At 65.1% G+C, this 19,048-nt stretch carries 17 protein-coding genes; 11 read left to right on the top strand and 6 right to left on the bottom strand.

Annotated features, from left to right (window positions below; genetic code table 11):
• Positions 1 to 64 precede the first annotated feature (64 nt).
• Together ABZ677_RS01665 and ligD are read left to right on the top strand one after the other, a co-directional pair.
• Complete coding sequence (locus ABZ677_RS01665; protein WP_094741081.1) at positions 65 to 1,525, top strand: GAF domain-containing protein; 1,461 nt, start codon at positions 65 to 67, stop codon at positions 1,523 to 1,525.
• Between the two features lie 34 nt (positions 1,526 to 1,559).
• On the top strand, positions 1,560 to 2,513 hold the full coding sequence (ligD, locus tag ABZ677_RS01660; RefSeq protein ID WP_094741082.1) for a non-homologous end-joining DNA ligase: 954 nt from the start codon (positions 1,560 to 1,562) through the stop codon (positions 2,511 to 2,513).
• Positions 2,514 to 2,581: 68 nt separating this feature from the next.
• On the opposite strand, the gene argG is transcribed toward ligD, so the two are convergent.
• Positions 2,582 to 3,997, bottom strand: coding sequence for an argininosuccinate synthase (gene argG, locus ABZ677_RS01655; RefSeq protein ID WP_358366320.1), 1,416 nt, complete (start codon positions 3,995 to 3,997; stop codon positions 2,582 to 2,584).
• Positions 3,998 to 4,123: 126 nt separating this feature from the next.
• Positions 4,124 to 4,828: a FadR/GntR family transcriptional regulator gene (locus tag ABZ677_RS01650; RefSeq protein WP_358366319.1), complete on the bottom strand. Its 705-nt coding sequence runs from the start codon at positions 4,826 to 4,828 to the stop codon at positions 4,124 to 4,126.
• A 98-nt stretch (positions 4,829 to 4,926) separates the two neighbouring features.
• Here ABZ677_RS01650 and aspA point away from each other — a divergent pair, with 98 nt between their 5' ends.
• From aspA to ABZ677_RS01635, 3 genes are read left to right on the top strand one after another with little or no spacing between them, the layout of a single operon-like run.
• Positions 4,927 to 6,366, top strand: coding sequence for an aspartate ammonia-lyase (gene aspA, locus ABZ677_RS01645; protein ID WP_358366318.1), 1,440 nt, complete (start codon positions 4,927 to 4,929; stop codon positions 6,364 to 6,366).
• Positions 6,367 to 6,370: 4 nt separating this feature from the next.
• Positions 6,371 to 7,810: an amino acid permease gene (locus tag ABZ677_RS01640; RefSeq protein ID WP_358366317.1), complete on the top strand. Its 1,440-nt coding sequence runs from the start codon at positions 6,371 to 6,373 to the stop codon at positions 7,808 to 7,810.
• Positions 7,803 to 8,723, top strand: a complete 921-nt coding sequence (locus ABZ677_RS01635) for an asparaginase (protein ID WP_358366316.1) — start codon at positions 7,803 to 7,805, stop codon at positions 8,721 to 8,723. The genes ABZ677_RS01640 and ABZ677_RS01635 overlap by 8 nt, the downstream gene beginning before the upstream one ends.
• 54 nt (positions 8,724 to 8,777) lie before the next feature.
• Here ABZ677_RS01635 and ABZ677_RS01630 read toward each other — a convergent pair whose 3' ends face one another.
• Complete coding sequence (locus tag ABZ677_RS01630) at positions 8,778 to 9,584, bottom strand: MOSC N-terminal beta barrel domain-containing protein (protein WP_358366315.1); 807 nt, start codon at positions 9,582 to 9,584, stop codon at positions 8,778 to 8,780.
• Between the two features lie 21 nt (positions 9,585 to 9,605).
• Here ABZ677_RS01630 and ABZ677_RS01625 point away from each other — a divergent pair, with 21 nt between their 5' ends.
• Complete coding sequence (locus ABZ677_RS01625) at positions 9,606 to 10,178, top strand: isochorismatase family protein (protein ID WP_358366314.1); 573 nt, start codon at positions 9,606 to 9,608, stop codon at positions 10,176 to 10,178.
• Here the strand turns inward: ABZ677_RS01625 and ABZ677_RS01620 are convergent.
• The gene (locus tag ABZ677_RS01620; protein WP_358366514.1) at positions 10,175 to 10,777 is read right to left on the bottom strand and encodes a hypothetical protein; all 603 of its coding nucleotides are present in this window, start codon (positions 10,775 to 10,777) and stop codon (positions 10,175 to 10,177) included. The two genes, ABZ677_RS01625 and ABZ677_RS01620, sit on opposite strands and share 4 nt — an antisense overlap.
• Positions 10,778 to 10,838: 61 nt before the next feature.
• Between ABZ677_RS01620 and ABZ677_RS01615 the strand changes: the two genes are divergently transcribed.
• Both ABZ677_RS01615 and ABZ677_RS01610 read left to right on the top strand, forming a co-directional pair.
• Positions 10,839 to 12,245, top strand: a complete 1,407-nt coding sequence (locus ABZ677_RS01615; protein ID WP_094632758.1) for a glucose-6-phosphate dehydrogenase (NADP(+)) — start codon at positions 10,839 to 10,841, stop codon at positions 12,243 to 12,245.
• Positions 12,246 to 12,403: 158 nt separating this feature from the next.
• Entirely contained in the window at positions 12,404 to 12,559 is a 156-nt protein-coding gene (locus ABZ677_RS01610; RefSeq protein WP_155292866.1) for a hypothetical protein, read from the top strand.
• A gap of 57 nt (positions 12,560 to 12,616) precedes the next feature.
• On the opposite strand, the gene ABZ677_RS01605 is transcribed toward ABZ677_RS01610, so the two are convergent.
• Positions 12,617 to 12,820 carry a PspC domain-containing protein gene (locus ABZ677_RS01605; protein WP_358366313.1) on the bottom strand — a complete coding sequence of 68 codons (204 nt, stop codon included), beginning with the start codon at positions 12,818 to 12,820 and terminating at the stop codon, positions 12,617 to 12,619.
• A gap of 296 nt (positions 12,821 to 13,116) precedes the next feature.
• On the opposite strand from ABZ677_RS01605, the gene ppk2 reads away from it, so the two are divergent.
• The 3 genes from ppk2 to ABZ677_RS01590 all read left to right on the top strand — a co-directional run bounded on the left by ppk2 (position 13,117) and on the right by ABZ677_RS01590 (position 16,988).
• Positions 13,117 to 14,061, top strand: coding sequence for a polyphosphate kinase 2 (gene ppk2, locus ABZ677_RS01600; RefSeq protein ID WP_170945901.1), 945 nt, complete (start codon positions 13,117 to 13,119; stop codon positions 14,059 to 14,061).
• A gap of 900 nt (positions 14,062 to 14,961) precedes the next feature.
• Positions 14,962 to 15,795, top strand: coding sequence for an alpha/beta fold hydrolase (locus tag ABZ677_RS01595; protein WP_358366312.1), 834 nt, complete (start codon positions 14,962 to 14,964; stop codon positions 15,793 to 15,795).
• Positions 15,796 to 15,992: 197 nt separating this feature from the next.
• On the top strand, positions 15,993 to 16,988 hold the full coding sequence (locus ABZ677_RS01590) for an alpha/beta hydrolase family protein (protein WP_358366311.1): 996 nt from the start codon (positions 15,993 to 15,995) through the stop codon (positions 16,986 to 16,988).
• A 3-nt stretch (positions 16,989 to 16,991) separates the two neighbouring features.
• On the opposite strand, the gene ABZ677_RS01585 is transcribed toward ABZ677_RS01590, so the two are convergent.
• Positions 16,992 to 19,025 (bottom strand): prolyl oligopeptidase family serine peptidase, encoded by a 2,034-nt coding sequence (locus tag ABZ677_RS01585; protein WP_358366310.1) that lies wholly within the window; start codon positions 19,023 to 19,025, stop codon positions 16,992 to 16,994.
• Between the last annotated feature and the right edge of the window lie 23 nt (positions 19,026 to 19,048).

Raw genomic sequence — 19,048 nt, 5'->3', positions numbered from 1 at the left:
CGGCGTCTCAATTCGAGACGCTGCCCCGGCAACGATGGCGACATGCGAATGTAACCTGGATCACATGGCAGATTCCGGGGGTCTCTCGCGGGCCCGACTCCATTCGGAGCCCCTCGCTGCCGTCTCGCATCGACTTCTCGCGTCGTGGCACCGAAGCCAGCGGTACGGGGTGTCGCTCGACGAGGTTGCTCCGGTGTTCTCGGGAACCTACGACGACGAGTCCCTGTTCTATCGGTGCGGCCGCGAGGTGCTCAACGGGTTGCGCGACACGTTGGCGAACGAACCGGTGTCGATGATGCTCACCGATGCCGATGGTCTCGTGTTGGACAGGGTCAGCGCCGACCGCGAACTGCTGGCTGCGCTCGACCGCGTGCATCTGGCACCCGGCTTCTCGTACGCGGAGGACCAGGCCGGTACCAACGGCCTCGCGCTGGCGCTCGCGGATCAGGTGCCCGCGGTGGTGAAGGCGGACGAGCACTACTCGCTCTCGCTCGCCGGGTACACGTGCGCGGCAGCCCCGGTTCTCGATCCACTCACCGGCCGGGTGGAGGGCTGCGTCAATCTGACCACCTGGTCGGAGTCGTCCTCGGATCTGCTTCTGGCCCTTGCCCAGTCGGCTGCGGGGAACACCTCGGCGATGATGCTCGCGCGGTCGCAGGGTCAGCATCCGCGGCCGGCCCCGCGCGGTGAGGTGTTCCGGGTCGAAACCGCGCACAGCGGGCCGGGATCCGGCATCCTCGACGATCTTTCCCCGGGTTGGCGGAGCGCACTCGGGTCTGCGGAAGCTGCTCTGGCCGAACATGGTTCGATTCTCATGGTCGGTGAGCCGGGATCGGGCCGGGCCACCGTGCTCGCTCGCGCACTGCGCGCAGCACGCCCGCGCGGCCGCATCCTCAGCGCTGGAGCACCGGCCGCCCGGGACGTCGACGCCTGGCTCGACCTCTGGACGCCCGAGCTGCCGAAACCCGATACGGCAGTGGTCATTCGTGATGTCGACCGGCTTCCCGCGCGTGCGGCCGATGCCCTCGCCGAACTGATCCGTCGCGCCGGCCACGGGGTACCCGTCACCGTCACGGCGTCGAACTACGACGACGTGCCCCCGGCACTCGCGGGACTGCTGCGCACCGTGGTCGAGGTACCGCCGCTGCGGAACAGGCCCGAAGACATCGCCCCGCTCGCCCTGCATCTGGCCGGGCGGGTGCGGGGCCGACGGGTCACGCTCACCGCCGCTGCCGAGCGAGCGTTGCGCGAACATCCATGGCCGGGCAACGTCGGCGAGCTGGCCACGGTGATGCACAAGGCAGCCGTCCGCGCGGACGTCATCGGGGTCCATCATCTGCCGCCGGAGGTGCTCTCGCGCACCACCCACCGGCTCACCCGCATCGAGACGTTCGAGCGCGACGAGATGATTCGCGTGCTCTCTCGTCCCGGCGTCACGATGAACGACGCGGTCGAGGAACTGGGGATGAGCCGAGCCACCATCTACCGCAAACGCGACCGATACGGCATCACGCTTCGTTCCTGAACAGCTTCGTTCCTGATCGCCTACTCTCGACCTCATGGCCAGTAGCTCACCGTCGATCGAGATTCCGGTGGGCGAGCGCAGCGTCCGCATCTCCAACCCCGAGCGCGTGTACTTCCCCGAAAGCGGAGCCACCAAGCTGGATCTGGTGAACTACTACCTGAGCGTCGGCGACGGCATCGTGCGGGCGCTGCGGGAGCGGCCGTGCATGATGCACCGCTTCCCCAAGGGCCTCGCCGGCGACAAGGTGCACCAGAAGCGCGTGCCCAACGGTGCGCCGCCGTGGCTCGAGACGGTGCAGGTGACCTTCCCCCGCTACAACCGCACTGCCGACGAGCTGTGCGTGACCGAACTGGCGCACGTGGCCTGGGCGGTCCAGATGTCGACCGTCGAGTTCCATCCGTGGAACAGCCGCCGCGCCGACGTCGAGATGCCCGACGAGTGGCGCATCGACCTCGATCCGATGCCCGACTGCCCCTTCGACCGGGTACGACGCGTCGCCGGGGTGGTTCAGGAGGTGCTGAGTGATCTCGGGGCCGTCGGCTGGCCCAAGACCTCCGGCGGCCACGGTCTGCACATCTACGTTCGGATCGACCCGGCCTACGGCTTCAAGGACTTACGAAGGGCCGCACTGGCTTTCGCGCGTGAGGTGGAGCGTCGGGCACCCGAGGACGTGACCACCACCTGGTGGCGCAAGGATCGCGACCCGTCGAAGCTGTTCGTCGACTACAACCAGAATGCCCGCGATCACACCATCGCCAGCGCCTATTCGGTGCGGGGAAATCAGCAGGCGACGGTGTCGACGCCGATCTCCTGGGACGAGGTTGCCGACGTCGATCCGCGCGAGTTCACGATGTTCACGGTGCCCGCCCGATTCGCCGACTTGGGTGACCTGCACGCCGGCATCGACGATGCGGTGTTCGCGATCGACGAGTTACTCGAGTGGGCGGAGCGAGACGAGCATCAGGGCTTGACGGAACCCGAGGAGTAGCCGAACTCGAAGTGGTGGACGGAAATCGGCTGAAATCCGTCCACAACTTCGAGTTCGGCAACCAGAGATCAGTCGGTGCCGGACTCGATGGCGGCGTGGTCGAGTGCCGAGGAGTCCACGGAACCGTCGGGGCCGCTGGCTGCGATGGCGTCGGCTCCGCCTGCGGGCAGTTCCCCGATCAGTTCGCCCCAGGCCGTGAGTTGGTTCTGCGCGGCGTACTGCTCGAGCTTGCTGCGTGAATCGGCGATGTCGAGGTTGCGCATCGTGAGTTGGCCGATGCGGTCGCCGGGGAAGAACGCCTGGCCCTGGCTACGTTCCATGGATAGCTTCTCGGGGTGGTAGCTGAAGTTGCTGCCCTGGGTGTCGACGATCGTGAAGTCCTGGCCGCGGCGCAGACGCAGTGTCACGCTGCCGCTGACGACGTTGCCCACCCAGCGCTGCAAGCCCTCACGCAGCATCAGCGCCTGCGGATCGAACCAGCGTCCCTCGTACAGCAGACGGCCGAGTCGACGGCCCTCGTTGTGGTACGAGGCGACGGTGTCCTCGTTGTGGATGGCGTTGACGAGGCGCTCGTAGGTGATGTGCAGCAACGCCATGCCGGGAGCCTCGTAGATGCCGCGACTCTTGGCTTCGATGATGCGGTTCTCGATCTGGTCGCTCATGCCCAAGCCATGGCGTCCGCCGATGGCGTTGGCTTCCATGACGAGGTCGACGGCGCTGTCGAAGCTCTTGCCGTTGATACGGACGGGGCGGCCACGCTCGAACTCGACGGTGACCTCCTCCGCCGCGATCTCGACCTCGGGGTCCCAGAACCTCACGCCCATGATGGGGCTGACGATCTCGAGCGAGGTGTCGAGGTACTCGAGCTTCTTCGCCTCGTGGGTGGCACCCCAGATGTTGGCGTCGGTGGAGTAGGCCTTCTCGGCCGAGTCACGGTAGGGGAGGGTGCGCTGGGTGAGCCACTGCGACATCTCGTGCCGACCGCCGAGCTCGGCGACGAACGCCTCGTCGAGCCAGGGCTTGTAGATCCGCAGCTGCGGATTGGCGAGCAGGCCGTAGCGGTAGAACCGCTCGATGTCGTTGCCCTTGTAGGTGGATCCGTCGCCCCAGATCGAGACGCCGTCCTCCTGCATCGCGCGGACCAGCATGGTGCCGGTGACCGCGCGGCCGAGCGGGGTGGTGTTGAAATACGTCTGCAGCGACGAGCGGATGTGGAACGCGCCGCAGGTCAGTGCAGCCAGACCCTCCTCGACGAGCGGTTCGCGGCAGTCGATGAGCCGCGCCTGCTCGGCCCCGTAGGCCAGGCCACGCTCAGGCACATCGGACAGATCCGGCTCGTCGTACTGACCGATGTCGGCGGTGTACGCATACGGCACCGCGCCGTGCTCGCGCATCCATGCCACGGCCACCGAGGTGTCGAGGCCGCCGGAGAATGCAATGCCGATTCGTTCGCCGACCGGGAGAGAGTTCAATACCTTCGTCACGGCAGCAGCCTAGTAGGGGTCGTTCCGCAGGCTCCACTCCCGGCCTGACGGGGGTCGTTCCGCAGGCTCCACTCCCGGCCTGACGGGGGTCGTTCCGCAGGCTCCACTCCCGGCCCAGTCGTACGGTCAGCTGGGCCGATCGGCGAGCGACTCCACTGCATTCCGGACCGCATCGAGGTGCGCGGTCATGGCGCGTGCTGCCGCGTCGTACTCGCCGGATCGGATGCCGTCGACGATGGCGTCGTGTTCGAGGTTGGATTGCTGTTGCCGGTGCGCGACGAGGTTGAGGGTCTCCGACTGTCGCGTCAACGCGTCGCGGATGTCGACGATGATCGACTCGAACACGCGGTTCTTGCTCGCTCGCGCGATCGCTGTGTGGAACTGCGCGTCCAGTAGTACCCAGGCCTCGTGGTCGTCCTCGGAACGCATCTCGTCGGCCAGGCCGGCGAGCACCGTCAACTCCTCGTCGGTACGACGCTCTGCGGCCCAGCCGGCGGCGGGAATCTCCACGTGAGGGCGGGCCTCCATGAGTTCGCGGGCTGCATAGTTGCCGATGTCGAGGTCGTTTCCGACACGGTCGCGAACGACGAAAGTGCCGAGACCCGTTTTGGTTTCGGTCAGGCCGAGGGCATGGCAGGAACGCAGCGCCTCACGGATGACGGAGCGGCTGACGCTGTGCCGGGTGGCGAGCGCGGCCTCGGACGGCAATTTCTGTCCGACGGGTAGATCGCCCGACGCGATCGCAGAACGGAGGTCGGCGAACACCGCCTCGGCTGCGCTCATGCGGGCATTCGTGGGCGCACTGACTGCCCAGCTGTCCGACAGGTTCATGGAGCAATCCTAGCCTGGGGTTGACCGATGGGGTGTTCTGCGCCACACTCTACCTGTCAGACAGCCGGACAGCTGGACACCCCTGAAGGAGCGCAACCGTGGCCGATACCCGCATCGAGAAGGATCTTCTCGGCGAACGCGACATCCCGACGAGTGCGTACTGGGGGATCCACACCCTGCGCGCTCTCGAGAATTTCCCCATCACCGGGCGTCCGATCTCCACCAATGCGCACCTCGTGCGCGGACTCGCAGCGGTGAAGTGGGCAGCTGCGTCGGCCAACCAGGATCTCGGGATCCTCGACGCCACCCGCGGGGGAGCGATCCGCACGGCGTGCCAGGAAATTCTCGATGGCCAGTGGCACGAGGAGTTCGTCGTCGACGTCATTCAGGGCGGCGCGGGCACCTCGACCAACATGAACGCCAATGAGGTCATCGCGAACCGCGCGCTGGAGATCCTCGGCCACGCACACGGCGAGTACAGCATGCTGCACCCCAACGAGCACGTGAACGCCTCGCAGTCCACCAACGACGTGTACCCGACGTCGGTGAACATCGCGACCATCTTCGCCGTGCACGAGCTCATCGCCTCGATGAAGGTGTTGCGAGATTCGTTCGGCCGCAAAGCGAGCGAGTTCGCCACCGTCGTCAAGATGGGCCGCACGCAGCTACAGGACGCGGTGCCGATGACTCTCGGTCAGGAGTTCGGCACCTACGCGATCATGATCGACGAGGACTGCTCGCGACTCGAAGAAGCGGCGCTGCTGGTGCACGAGATCAACCTCGGAGCCACCGCCATCGGCACCGGACTCAACGCCCCCGCCGGCTACACCGAATCGGCCGTCGCACATCTGCGCACCATCACCGGTCTGCCGCTGGTGACTGCGACAGACCTGATCGAGGCAACGCAGGACGTCGGTCAGTTCGTGCACCTGTCCGGTGTGCTCAAGCGCGTCGCAGTGAAACTGTCGAAGATCTGCAACGACCTCCGGCTGCTGTCGTCCGGTCCGCGGGCCGGCTTCAACGAGATCAATCTGCCTCCGATGCAGGCCGGTTCGTCGATCATGCCCGGCAAGGTCAACCCCGTCATCCCCGAGGTGCTCAACCAGGTCGCCTACGAGGTGATCGGCCACGACGTCACGATCACGATGGCGGCCGAGGCAGGACAGTTGCAGCTCAACGCATTCGAGCCCATCATCGTCAAATCTCTGTCCGACGGCATGGCGCATCTGAGCGCCGCATGCCGCACCGTCGCGCATCGCTGCGTGGACGGCATCACCGCGAACGTTGACCTGCTGCGTGAGCGCGTCGAGAACTCCATCGGCCTGATCACCGCGCTGAGCCCGTATCTCGGATACGTGGAATCGACGGCGATTGCGCAGGAAGCGTTGGTCAGTGGCCGCAACGTCGTCGATCTCGTACTCGAGAAGGGGCTGCTGGCCCGGGACGAGCTCGATCGGCTCCTGAGCCCCGAGCATCTGGCCAACCTGCGGGTGGCTCCGGTCGAGCATGCGGATGCTCCTGAAACGTCGACGAGGTGACACGATGAGCACCGAGAATCGGAGTGTCGATACCCGCAAGGCCTTCACCGAAGAAGACCCCGGCTATCGAAAAGAGCTGGCCCCGCGCCAGATTCAGATGATCGCCATCGGCGGTGCCATCGGCACGGGCCTCTTCATGGGAGCCGGCGGCCGACTGCGCGACGCTGGGCCGGCGCTGGTATTGGTGTACGCGCTGTGTGGATTCTTCGCCTTCCTGATCCTGCGGGCACTGGGCGAACTGGTGATGCACCGGCCGACCTCGGGATCGTTCGTCTCGTACTCGCGCGAATTCTTCGGCGAGAAGGTCGCTTTCGCGACCGGCTGGCTGTACTGGATGAACTGGGCGATGACGGCGGTGGTCGACGTGACGGCCGTGGCGTTGTACATGAACTTCTTCAAGAAGTACTGGGCTCCGCTCGGCGACGTCGACCAGTGGGTGTTCGCACTCGCGGGCCTGCTGCTCGTGCTCGGCTTGAATCTGGTGTCGGTCAAGGTGTTCGGCGAGCTCGAGTTCTGGTTCGCACTCATCAAAGTCGTTGCGCTGGTGACGTTTCTGGTGATCGGTACCTACTTCGTCATCTTCGGCACTCCCATCGACGGCCAGGAGCCGGGGCTGAGCGTGCTGACCGACAACGGCGGGTTGATTCCCAACGGACTGTTGCCTGCGATCGTGGTGATCCAGGGCGTGGTGTTCGCCTACGCCTCGATCGAGCTGGTCGGTACCGCTGCCGGGGAGACTCAGAATCCGGAGAAGGTCATCCCCAAGGCGATCAACACCGTCATCGTCCGCATCGTCGTGTTCTACGTCGGCTCGGTGCTGTTGCTCTCGTTGCTGTTGCCGTACACCGCCTATCAGGCCGGCGAGAGTCCGTTCGTGACGTTCTTCGGAGCCATCGACGTCGAGGGCGCCGACGCGATCATGAACCTCGTGGTCCTCACCGCGGCACTGTCCTCGCTCAATGCCGGGCTCTACTCCACCGGGCGCATCCTGCACTCCATGGCGGTCGCCGGCTCGGCACCCGCATTCGCTGCACGGATGAACAAGTCGGGTGTGCCGTACGGCGGCATCGCACTGACGTCGGTGGTGACGCTGCTCGGCGTCGTGCTCAACGCAGTGGTTCCGGCGCAGGCATTCGAGATCGTCCTCAACCTCGCCGCTCTCGGCATCATCAGCGCCTGGGCCGTCATCGTCGCGTGTCAGCTCAAGTTCTGGTCGCTGTCCAAGACCGGTGCGGTCACCCGACCTGCGTTCAAGCTGTTCGGCGCTCCGTACACCGGATACGCAACGCTAGGCTTCCTGGCGTGTGTACTCGTGCTGATGGCCTTCGACAAACCGGTCGGTACCTGGACGGTGGCGTCGATCCTGCTCATCGCGCCGATGCTGATCGGTGGTTGGTTTTTGTGCCGCAACAGAATTCGAGAGGTGGCGGCGCGCAGTGACTGAGGAGTGGAGCCTGCAGGAACGGCCGGAGAGCACCGAGCATGTCGCGTTGTTGACCACCGGTGGCACGATTGCCAGCAGTCGCGACGAGCACGGGGTGTCTCGGCCGGTGGCCGGTCTGGGGATCGATGTCGACGGCGTCGAGGTGCGCGAGGTGATGTCGAAGGACAGCTCGGCGTTGGACTTCGCGGATCTCGACACCATCCGTACCGCGGTGGTCGACGCGCTCGCCGAGGACGGCTGCGTCGGAGTGGTGGTGCTCCACGGGACCGACACGATGGAGGAGTCGGCGTTGTACGTCGATCTGTTCCACGACGACGAGCGTCCGGTGGTGTTCACCGGTGCGCAGCGCACAGTCGATCATTCCGATCCGGACGGCCCCGGCAACATTGCTGCAGCAGTGGCTGCGGCGCAGTGCGAGCGCGGTGTGGTGATTGCCTTCGGTGGACGGTTGCTGCCTGCGCGCGGTGCGATCAAGAAGCACACCTCCGAGCTCGACGCGTTCCGGTCTGCCGCGCTGCCGCGACCGAAACCGTTGCAGTGGAAGCCCGTTGCCGGGATTCGGGTCGATATCGTCGCCCTGTATCCCGGGGCCGACGGCCTGCAGGTCGATGCGTGCCTTCAGGCCGGGGCGTCGGGCATCGTGCTTCAGGCGCTGGGCTCGGGCAACACCAACGCCCGCGTCGTGCATGCGGTGAAAGAAGCAGTGGCTGCCGGGGTGCACGTGGTCGTCACGACGCGGGTGCCGTTCGGTGAGACCTCGCCGACGTACGGCGGCGGCGGGGGTGGACACGATCTGGTCGATGCGGGTGCGGTGTTCTCGCGGGAACTGCGAGCGGGGCAGGCACGTATCCAGTTGGCGGCGCTGGTTGCCACCGGAGCAAGTGACGTGGTTGTCCACAATTCCTTCGCATAGGCGGGGAACCGTCTGCTGAGGCAAATAGTGGACAACCACCGCACTACTGACGAGCTACAGCTCCGACTCGCCCCAACTCTCGACGTGTAGTTCGTCGCCGACGGTCACCGTGCCGTCTTGCAGCACGGAGAACTTCGAGCCGAAGGCGACGCCCTTCTGTCGACCGCTGCGGTAGTCGCCGAGTGTGCGCAGCGGCTCCGGGCCGGTGCGCACGCCGGTTGTCTGTTCGACGGTGGTGACGGCGCAGCGGATGGCGAGTTTGCTGTACGCGAGGCGGGTGGAGCCGATGGTCACGTCCCGCACCTCGTCTTCCCGGTGTGGGGTGTCCCAGCCGTCGACGACGATGTTGGGTCGAAAGCGATCCATCGGCAGTGGTACGTCGAGGCGGGAGTTGAGGTCGGCCAGCGAGGCGGTCGAGAGTATGTGCACGGCGGAGCTGTCGGCGAATTGAGCTGACCCGGGCGAGATTCCATCGGTGATGCGGCCGAGGTCGCGCGGTGCGGCGACCAGCCTCGACGGTTCTCCGATGACGTCGGTGAGCCAGGCAGCGACGTCGTCGCCCTGATCGATTCCGCGCATCGGCGCCCGGAACATCGTGATGTCGCGCGCCTCGGAGTCGCGGTCGACAGACACTGTCACCGAACCGGTCGACGCGTGTGTGAGGGTCAGCGCCCCGTCCGTCACCGAGCATCGAACGACCGCGAGAACGGGGTCGCTACGTTGACTGCGGAATGCGCCGTCGGAGTCGACGATCATGAATGCTCGATCGTGTTCGAGGCCGGTGGCTCTCACGTGAGCCGAATGCAGCGTCGAGCCTGCGCATCCCTTGACGGGGTAGGTCACCAGAGACGACACGCGCACCCGTCGAGGATACTGGGATCCATGACTCGTGCTCTGTTGGTTGTGGATGTGCAGAACGATTTCACCGAGGGCGGCGCGCTGGCGGTGGCCGGCGGTGCGGAGGTCGCGCGCAGGATCAGTGCGTACCTGGCGCGCCACGGCGACGAGTACGACCTCGTGGTGTCCTCGCGTGATTGGCACGACGCGGTGGGCGACAACGGCGGACATTTCGCCACCGAGGCCGCACCGGATTTCGTCACCACGTGGCCGGTGCATTGCGTCGCAGGCACGGTCGGTGCCGAGTATCACCCCGATTACGCGACCGGATCCGTGGACGTCCACGTCTACAAGGGGCAGGGCAAGCCGTCGTACTCGGCGTTCGAGGGTGTCACCGAGGACGGAACACCGCTCGCGGAAATACTCAGCGCCAACGAGGTCACCGCCATCGACGTCGTCGGACTTGCGACCGACTACTGCGTGCTGGCGTCGGCGAAAGACGCTGTGACCGAGAAGCTCGACGTCCGCGTTCTCACCGACCTCGTTGCGGGAGTTGCGCCCGAGACCTCCGCCGCGGCCCTCGACGATCTGCGGGCGTCCGGCGCAGTGGTGGTCTAACTGTCGATCGTCGTGGTGATGGACGTGACCGACGGCACCGCCGGGGTGCTGCCGAAGCCGAAGGTCACCGGGGGAGTGACGGGGGTGAGCGATCCGAGATCCTTGCCCTGCCACGATGCCGAGGCGTCGGTGACGCGATGTTGCCCTCGCGCACCGTAGTACTCGCGGCGGCCACCTCCGGCGCTGCCGCGGGTGCGCACTCCCCGCAGTATCACTCGGGCAATGGGGTCGCTGATCGCGCAGAACCACGGTGCCGTGGACACCGCGTCGGGAACGAGGCTCAATGCTCTTCCCAGGACCGTTGGCCCGGCGACTCGAATTCTGACCGTGAGGTCACCCGCTCGCACCGACCGCCATTCATCGGGTTCCGCAGCGAATGTCACCGGCACGATCTCGGTGGAGTCGAAGGTGTATGTGGCGGTGACGAATTCCCGGACGTCCTCGTTGGGCGCGAGAAGCAGGCGTCGCCCGTCCGCGAACTGGACCATGACGTCGGTGAATTCCCCGAGCGGCGATCGAGTCCAGTGGCCGACGACGATCCGCACACCGGACGTTGTACCTACCCCGTAGATCTCACCGTGAAACCGTGATCTGTTCATCATGCACCCTCACCTCGTCGGCACTGTGCGCTGCCAAACTGGGCGGTGCATAGTGGAGGTCATGGCGTCCTCGCAACCCACTGTATTCGTCCTTTTCGGCGCAACCGGAGACCTCGCGAAGCGAATGGTCCTGCCGTCGTTCTACCAACTCCACCTCGAAGGTCTGCTCCCCGAGAAATGGGTCCTGATCGGCAACGGCCGCAAGGACTCCTCCGACGACGAGTTCCGCGATCACGTCCGCAGCGTCCTCGACGAGTTCGCCGAGAACGTGGACGACGGCGATTGGTCGGCGTTCTCCGAGCGAATTCGTTTCGCGGGGAACGGCTTCACCGTCGACGATCCCGGTAAGTTGCCCGAGGTCATCGCCGAGGTGAAGAAGGACGTCGGCGACGACGCCCAGCTGGTGCACTACATCGCTCTGCCGCCGAGCACCTTCGTCGATTACACGAAGGCCCTGGGTGCACACGATCTTGCCGAGGGTTCCCGCGTGGTCTACGAGAAGCCGTTCGGTACCTCGCAGAAGAACTTCGAGGAACTCGACAAAGCCGTGCACGAGGTCATCGAAGAAGAGCAGGTCTATCGGATCGACCACTTCCTGGGCAAGGAAGCGACGCAGAACCTGCACGTGCTGCGGTTCGCGAACGGGATGATCAGTGGCATCTGGAACTCCGAGCACGTGGCGCAGGTGCAGATCGACGTCCCGGAAACACTCGACATCGACGACCGCGCCGAGTTCTACGACGAGACCGGTGCCGTGTTGGACATGCTCGTCACGCATCTGTTCCAGGTTGCCGCCGAGGTGGCGATGGAGCCGCCTGCGTCATTGAAGGCCGAGGATCTGCAATCGGCTCGCGAGACGGTGATCGGACAGTTCCGGCCGCTCGACACCGCCGAAGTGGTTCTCGGTCAATACGACGGCTACCGCGACGTCGAGGGTGTCGACGAGAATTCGAAGGTCGACACGTTCGTCGCGGCCACGTTGTGGGTCGACACCGACCGCTGGCGCGGGGTTCCGTTCCTGCTGCGCACCGGAAAGATGTTGGGCGTGAGCCAGCAGCGTGTCTCGTTGGTGTTCCGCAAGCCGGCCGACAGTCCGCTCACCGAGCTGCCCGACGACGGTGCAGTGCTCTCGTTCGATCTGTCGGGTGACGGCAGCATCGACATCGCCATGACGGTCAAGGAGCCGGGCCCGGATTTCGATCTGTCCGTCGGACATCTGGCGCTGCCGTTGAAGTCGGTGCCCGACGCCGAGCCGCTGAGCCCGTATGCGCGCTTGATCCTCGATGTGCTCAGCGGGGACCGGTCGTTGTTCACCAGGCCCGACGGCCTGGCGCACGTCTGGGACGTCGCCGCTCCCTTGCTGAGCGATCCGCCCGAGGTGAAGAGTTACGCGCCCGGGTCGATGGGACCAGCCGAGGCCGACGAGCTCGCAGGACCCTGTGGTTGGTTGATCACCGGGAAGGAGTAGCTCACTCGCGGGCACTCGAGAGTTTTTTTCGGGTAACAAACAGGGCGCAGGACTTTTTCGGCCAAACGGCGGATCGGACAGAACGGGCGCGCTATATTTCTGCCGCCTGGTCCAATCTTCAACCAGGCCTCGTCGTTCCTCCGAAAGGTGCTCACCCCATGCTTCTCGATCTCATCACCGGTCTGCTCGGCGGCGGCACCGAAGGCGGCGGCCTCGGCGGAATCATCACCGACGGCATCGCCGCAGGTATCTCCGACGCGATCTCCGAGCTGTTCACCGGAAGCGCCGAAGGGCTCTCCAGCGTCGCCGAGTAGTCGGTCGCGGGGCCCCGGATCTGTTGTCGAGGTCCGGGGCTTCGTCGCGTTCGGGCTTCACCGGAGCGGCATCAACATCAACGCCGCGAGGTAGATCAGTACGACGGTGCCGCCGGTCAGGACCGTGCCGGCAACCGTCGCGAGTCGGACGATGTTGACGTCCCAGCCGAAATATTCGGCTACTCCGCCGCATGCACCTCCGATCATCTTCTGTGAACTGGACCGGGTGAACTCTCTGGGGGAACCGCTCTCGAATGTCATGCTGAAAAGTCTGCATCGGCAACTCCTTTCGGCGCATCGGGGATTTCACCCATATCGACCCCGACAAACGAACGGTCCGAAATCGGCGCTCGAACGAGATCGTCGACTTTTCCGAACCGAGCCCTGGACCTACCGCTGCGTGGGCCGCTACCGTCGCAACCGATCGGCGAGTGCACAACGGCGCTACCCGGTCCGTCCCCCTTGCGGACCGGGTAGCGCCTGCTGTGACACCGGATGCATCGGGTGTTCACCGAATCGCCATCGATCGGTCACCGATGAGCACTAACTTTCGGCACATGACCGACAACGATCTCCGCAACGGTGAGGCTCCACGTACGAACCTGAGCGACTTGCTCGACATCACCAAGGCGGTCGATCTTGCCGACACCTCGGGCTTCGTCGTCGACGACTCCGATGACGACGACCCTGTCCTGCTGACCGTTCCCGACGGGCACGTCGTCGACACCTGGCGCGAGAACTACCCGTACGACGAGCGCATGACGCGTGCCGAGTACGACCTGGAGAAGCGTCTCCTGCAGATCGAACTTCTCAAGTTGCAGATGTGGACCAAGGAGACCGGACGACGTCACGTCATCATCTTCGAGGGCCGAGATGCCGCCGGTAAGGGCGGCACGATCAAGCGATTCATGGAGCACCTCAACCCGCGCGGTGCCAGTGTCGTCGCGTTGGAGAAGCCGTCTGCTCGGGAGTCGACCGAGTGGTACTTCCAGCGCTATATCGCACATCTGCCCGCGGCCGGGGAGATCGTCATGTTCGACAGGTCCTGGTACAACCGGGCAGGCGTCGAGCGGGTCATGGGCTTCTGCACCGACGAGCAGCACGCGCAGTTCGTTCGGCAGGCACCGCTGTTCGAGCAGATGCTGGTCGACGAGGGCATCAGCTTGACCAAGTTCTGGTTCTCGGTGTCGCAGCACGAGCAGCGCACCCGCTTCGCCATCCGGCAGGTCGACCCGGTGCGGCAGTGGAAGCTCTCGCCCATGGACCTTGCTTCGCTGGACAAGTGGGATGCCTACACCGCGGCGAAGGAAGAGAACTTCCGCGCCACCGACACCGACGTCGCACCGTGGACGGTCGTCAAGAGCAACGACAAGAAACGGGCTCGGATCAATGCGATGCGCTTCGTGCTCAACAAGTTCGACTACGCGAACAAGGATCCCGAAATCGTCGGCGAAACCGACCCGTTGCTCGTCGGTCGCGCCAAAGACGTGATCGGCGAATAGTTTTCGGTGCGAACTCGGTCGTGTCACCGGTGATTCCTTGCGGTGCGGCCTCTTCCGTGTCTCGAGTTGGTACCGGGTGCTGCACCGGAGGTGCGCGTGCGGTAGGAACGAGGGAGGTCGTACCACCTACGGCTGTACGCAACACGAGCATCAGGAGATCCCATGGGTTCAGCAGCGCAGTTCATTTCCGACATCGCATCCGGCGTGTACGACGGCATCGTCGACGCGATCGTCGATCAGATCGTCGGCGTGTTGACGTCCGGTAGCGCCGCTTAGTCGTCCGTCACTGTCGCGGTCGCCGTCGGGGGGCGGCCGCGACTTCGCCGGTTCCGTGACCGGTTTGTGATAGCGCACCAAGATATTCGACTTTTCTCGTGAATACATCCACAAATTGTTACCGGCTCGGGTAGAAATCTTCTTGCAGAGGTAATCGAGTGACGCCCGTCACTTCCGATCTGCGCACAATTCCCCTCGAACAAGGAGCATTTCGTATGTCTGCTGAACTCGGTGACCTCCTGACCATCCTCCTCCAGCTCTTCGCAGGCGGAAGTTCCGACGCTCCCGCGAGCTGAGCCGCCCTGCCTCTCTCGTAGAACGGCCGGTGCCCACCCTGTCACTCCCGATCCTCGGTGAGTACGGGTGTCGGCGAATACCCTTCTCGTCAAGGAGTTTTCATGGAACTGCTCACCATCCTGCTTCAGTTGCTCGCGCTCGGTAGCTCCGAAGGCGACTTGGGCCCCATCGAGATCCCCGGCCCCATCGTCTGACCCACAACCGTGAGCCGGGCTCGACACACCGTCGGGCCCGGCTTTCGTATTTCGAAGAAGTGTGAAATCGGTGCGTTCCGACCACCCGGAACGGCTCGGGCGGGCCGGTGAATCCTCGGCATAGGGTTGCCCGATGCAGACGGTTCCCATTCAAATGCCCGACGGTTCGACGGTGCCGGTGTCACTGTTTCCCGGCGAGGGCCGCGACGATGCGCCGGTGATCGTGATTCTTCCCGGCCTCGGCATTCCCGGTGGCTACTACCGACTGTTCGCCGAGGCGCTCGTCGCGCGCGGTTTCCACGCCGCGATCGGTGACCTGCGCGGCCAGGGCGACAGTGTGCCGAAGCCGAGTTCGACGAGTCGGTACGGGTATCAGGAGCTGGTGTCGGTCGACTTTCCGGCGATCTTCGAGGTGGTTCGCGAGCAGTTCCCTGAGGCGACGCCGTATTTGCTCGGGCACAGCATGGGTGGGCAGCTCGGCTCGATGTACGCCGCCCGCATCAGGGGCAGGCTCGGCGGATTGATCCTGGTGGCGTCGGGGTCGCCGTATCACCGCGGTTTCGGCACGACCCGTGGTGTGCCGCTGTACGTGGGCGCGGCGGCGATGGCGATCACCAGCAGCATCGCGGGGTTCTGGCCGGGGGATCGGATCGGCATCGGCGGCTTCGGTCGGCAGTCGCGGGTTCTGATCGACGACTGGTCCCGGTTCGCGCGGACCGGCTCGATCGAGCCGGCTGGTGCGGACATGGACTACGAGGAACGGTTGGGCCGGCTGACGCTGCCGGTGCTGGCGGTGACCATCGAGGGCGACGACCTGGCGCCCCGTGGCTCGATGGACAATCTCGTGCGCAAGCTGGCCCGTGCCGATGTCACCTCGGTGCACGTCGACGAGCCACTGGGACACAACGGGTGGATCCGAAACCCCACGGCGGTCGCCGACCTCGTCGCCGAGTGGATGCACAGGTAGTTCGCTCGAATTAACTTTTGGTCGTTTCACTCGCTATCTGCCATTCCTACCTGCTTTCGGTTCGTTTTGGTGTAGAAAGTCTTTGAACCAGCAATTGTTCTACGACGATAGTGAGCACGACTATGAACGGCCTGGGGGATTCAGGAGGTCGACGCGGGGGTGGTACGGGGTCGTTTCGCTCCGCTGCGGTACGCAGGTTGGCTGTCGTGTCGGTGGTCGCAGTGATGGCTGCGGCAGTTCACCCGATCGCGTCCGCGGCCCCGGCCGACCCGGTGACCGGTCCGACGGAGTCGTACGTGGTGCGCACCGAGGTCGCCGACGATACCGCGATGACGGCCTTCGTTCACTCTGCCGCGATGGACCGAACGATCCCACTGAAGATTCTGCGGTCTCCCGATCGGACGGCTCCGAGTCCCACGCTGTACCTGCTCAACGGCGCGGGCGGCGGACTCGACGGAATGGACTGGTACACCCAGACCGACGTCGTGTCGTTCTTCGCCGACAAGAACGTCAATGTGGTGACCCCCGTGGGCGGGGCCTACTCCTACTACACGGACTGGCAACACGACGACCCGGTGCTCGGGCGCAACAAGTGGGAGACGTTCCTCACCGCCGAACTGCCACCGCTCGTCGACGAACTGTTGGATACCAACGGCCGCAACGCGATTGCAGGTATCTCGATGGCCGCGACCTCGGTGTTGAACCTGGCCGCTCACCATCGGGGGCTGTACCGAGCCGTCGGTTCCTACAGCGGATGCGCGTCGACCACCGACGCGTTGGGACGGGCATACGTCAAGACGGTCGTGTCCATGGCGCTCGGCGCGAACGTGACGAACATGTGGGGGCCGGACGACAACCAGGACTGGGTACGCAACGATGCGGTCGTCAACGCCGAGAAGCTGCGTGGGACAGCGCTGTACATCTCCAACGGCAGTGGACTGGCCGGGGCATCGGACACTCTCGACGGCACCAATCCCAACGGAACCGGCTTCGTGTTGCTCAACCAGATGGTCGTGGGCGGTGCCATCGAGGTGGCGACCGGGGACTGCACTCGTAGGTTGAAAGCGGCCCTCGAGCAGCTCGACATCCCGGCCCACTTCGAGTTGCGTGACCGCGGCACCCACTCGTGGGGCTACTGGCAGGACGACCTGCACGATTCCTGGCCGATGTTCGAGGAGGCTCTCGCCGGCTGACGGTCAGCTGAAAGCGAGGTGCCGCCACAGAAATTCGTAGGTCAACGCGGTCTTGAACGCCAACTGCGCATTGTCCGACGCCCCGCCGTGCCCACCCTCGATGTTCTCGTAGTAGCTGACGTCGTGACCGAGTTCGGCCAATCGAGCCGCCATCTTGCGTGCGTGTCCGGGGTGGACGCGATCGTCGCGGGTGGACGTGGCGATCAGGATCGGCGGATACCGACGATCCGATGCGGCGACCACGTTCTGATACGGGGAGTACTGCGAGATGAACTCCCACTCGTCCGGGTCGTCGGGGTTGCCGTACTCGGCCACCCAGGACGCGCCCGCGAGCAGCAGGTGGTACCGCTTCATGTCCAGTAGCGGGACCTGACATACCAACGCGCCGAACAGTTCCGGGTACTTCGTCACCATGATGCCCATCAACAGGCCGCCGTTGCTTCCGCCCTGCGCGGCCAACTGTTCGGTGGTGGTGATGCCTCGGGTGACGAGGTCGCGCGCGACGGCGGCGAAGTCCTCGTGCACCAGATGGCGTCCGGCACGCAGTACCTGGGTGTGCCAGGACGGCCCGTACTCACCGCCGCCGCGGATGTTCGCGACGACGTAGGTGCCACCACGCTCGAGCCACGCCCGTCCGGTTGCGCCGCTGTAGCCGGGTGTCATCGAGATCTCGAAGCCGCCGTAACCGTAGAGCAGTGTGGGCCCGGGTCCGGAATCGGAGCGTCGGACGACGAAGTACGGGATGTCGGTGCCGTCGTCGGACCGGGCGAAGAACTGCTGCACCGTCAGGCCGTCGGCGTCGAAGAATGCCGGAGCCTGCTTGAGGACTTCGAGCTCGCCGCCCACCGTGCCCACCAGCAATGTCGCGGGCGTCAGATAGCCGGACGAGGAGAGGAAGAACTCGTCACCGTTCTCCTCGGCGTCGGTGCCGACGATCTCGGTCGACGTCAGGTCCGACAACCCGTCGATCGTGCCGGCGTCCCACTCGTTCGCACGTGGGGTCAGGACGTGCAACTGCGTCCGTACGTCCTGCAGCGTCACCAGCAGCAGATGATTCTCGGTCCAGGCGTACTGGTGCAGTGACGTGTGCGCGTCCGGGGCGAAGAGAACGGTGAGAGCGATTGTGCCGGAGATGAACTCGTCGAAATCCGCAGCGAGCAGTGCGCCGGCCGGATAGGTGTTGTCGCCGACCGTCCACGGTGTCATCGTGCGGACCAGCAACCAGTTCTCGTGTACAGAGGTCGACGCATCGGTCGGCGTCGGGATCCGGGTCAACGCAGAGCCGTCGAGAACGTAGGTCTCGGAGTTGTAGAAGTCGGTGGCACGCTGAACGAAGTCGCGCTCGAATCCCGGGGTGCGGTCGTGCCAGGCGGAGATCGAGATGTCCTGTGCTGCAGCCTCGTACACGGTCTCGGCGTCGGCGAGTGGGGTACCGCGCCGCCACCGTTTGGTGATCCGCGGATAGCCCGATTCGGTCAGCGAACCCGGTCCGAAATCCGTTCCGACGAAGACGGTGTCGGCGTCGATCCACCCGATGTCGGTCTTGGCCTCGGGTAGCGCGAATCCGCCGTCCTCCTGGGCGCGAAACGTGCGGGAATCGAGATCGAACTCACGGACCACCGTCGCGTCGGCCCCGCCGCGCGAGAGCGTCACCAGCGCCAGTCGTTGATCGGGGCGCAGCACCTGCGCGCCACCCCACACCCAGTTCTCGTCCTCGCTGTCGGCGAGCGCGTCGAGATCGAGCAGCACGTCCCACACCGGATTCTCGGTGCGGTACTCGTCCATCGTCGTTCGACGCCACAGGCCGCGGACGTGTTCGGCGTCGCGCCAGAAGTTGTAGAGAAACTGCCCACGACGACGGGCGTACGGAATGCGGGCGTCGGTGTCGAGAATTTCTCGGATACTCGCCTCGGTGGCGTCGAAGGACGTGCCGCTCAGCGACTCGACCGTCACCTCGTTCTTCTCGCGCACCCACGCGAGCGCAGCGTCGCCGGTGACGTCTTCGAGCCAGAGGTACGGGTCGTCCGAGATTGCCATTCCACAGTTCTAGCAGCACTCGG

It is taken from the genome of Rhodococcus sp. NPDC006774 (genome assembly GCF_040636045.1).
Lineage (GTDB): Bacteria > Actinomycetota > Actinomycetes > Mycobacteriales > Mycobacteriaceae > Rhodococcoides.
Note: the sequence above shows the minus strand (reverse complement) of the source record. Positions and strands in the feature narration are given on the sequence as shown.

What these genes read in the sequence shown, in the direction of transcription:
- ABZ677_RS01665 (WP_094741081.1), top strand. Translation starts at nt 65, where the DNA reads ATGGCAGATTCCGGGGGTCTCTCGCGGGCCCGACTCCATTCGGAGCCC.
- ligD (WP_094741082.1), top strand. Translation starts at nt 1,560, where the DNA reads ATGGCCAGTAGCTCACCGTCGATCGAGATTCCGGTGGGCGAGCGCAGC.
- ABZ677_RS01650 (WP_358366319.1), bottom strand. Translation starts at nt 4,828, where the DNA reads ATGAACCTGTCGGACAGCTGGGCAGTCAGTGCGCCCACGAATGCCCGC.
- ABZ677_RS01640 (WP_358366317.1), top strand. Translation starts at nt 6,371, where the DNA reads ATGAGCACCGAGAATCGGAGTGTCGATACCCGCAAGGCCTTCACCGAA.
- ABZ677_RS01625 (WP_358366314.1), top strand. Translation starts at nt 9,606, where the DNA reads ATGACTCGTGCTCTGTTGGTTGTGGATGTGCAGAACGATTTCACCGAG.
- ABZ677_RS01620 (WP_358366514.1), bottom strand. Translation starts at nt 10,777, where the DNA reads ATGAACAGATCACGGTTTCACGGTGAGATCTACGGGGTAGGTACAACG.
- ABZ677_RS01615 (WP_094632758.1), top strand. Translation starts at nt 10,839, where the DNA reads ATGGCGTCCTCGCAACCCACTGTATTCGTCCTTTTCGGCGCAACCGGA.
- ABZ677_RS01610 (WP_155292866.1), top strand. Translation starts at nt 12,404, where the DNA reads ATGCTTCTCGATCTCATCACCGGTCTGCTCGGCGGCGGCACCGAAGGC.
- ABZ677_RS01605 (WP_358366313.1), bottom strand. Translation starts at nt 12,820, where the DNA reads ATGACATTCGAGAGCGGTTCCCCCAGAGAGTTCACCCGGTCCAGTTCA.
- ppk2 (WP_170945901.1), top strand. Translation starts at nt 13,117, where the DNA reads ATGACCGACAACGATCTCCGCAACGGTGAGGCTCCACGTACGAACCTG.
- ABZ677_RS01595 (WP_358366312.1), top strand. Translation starts at nt 14,962, where the DNA reads ATGCAGACGGTTCCCATTCAAATGCCCGACGGTTCGACGGTGCCGGTG.
- ABZ677_RS01585 (WP_358366310.1), bottom strand. Translation starts at nt 19,025, where the DNA reads ATGGCAATCTCGGACGACCCGTACCTCTGGCTCGAAGACGTCACCGGC.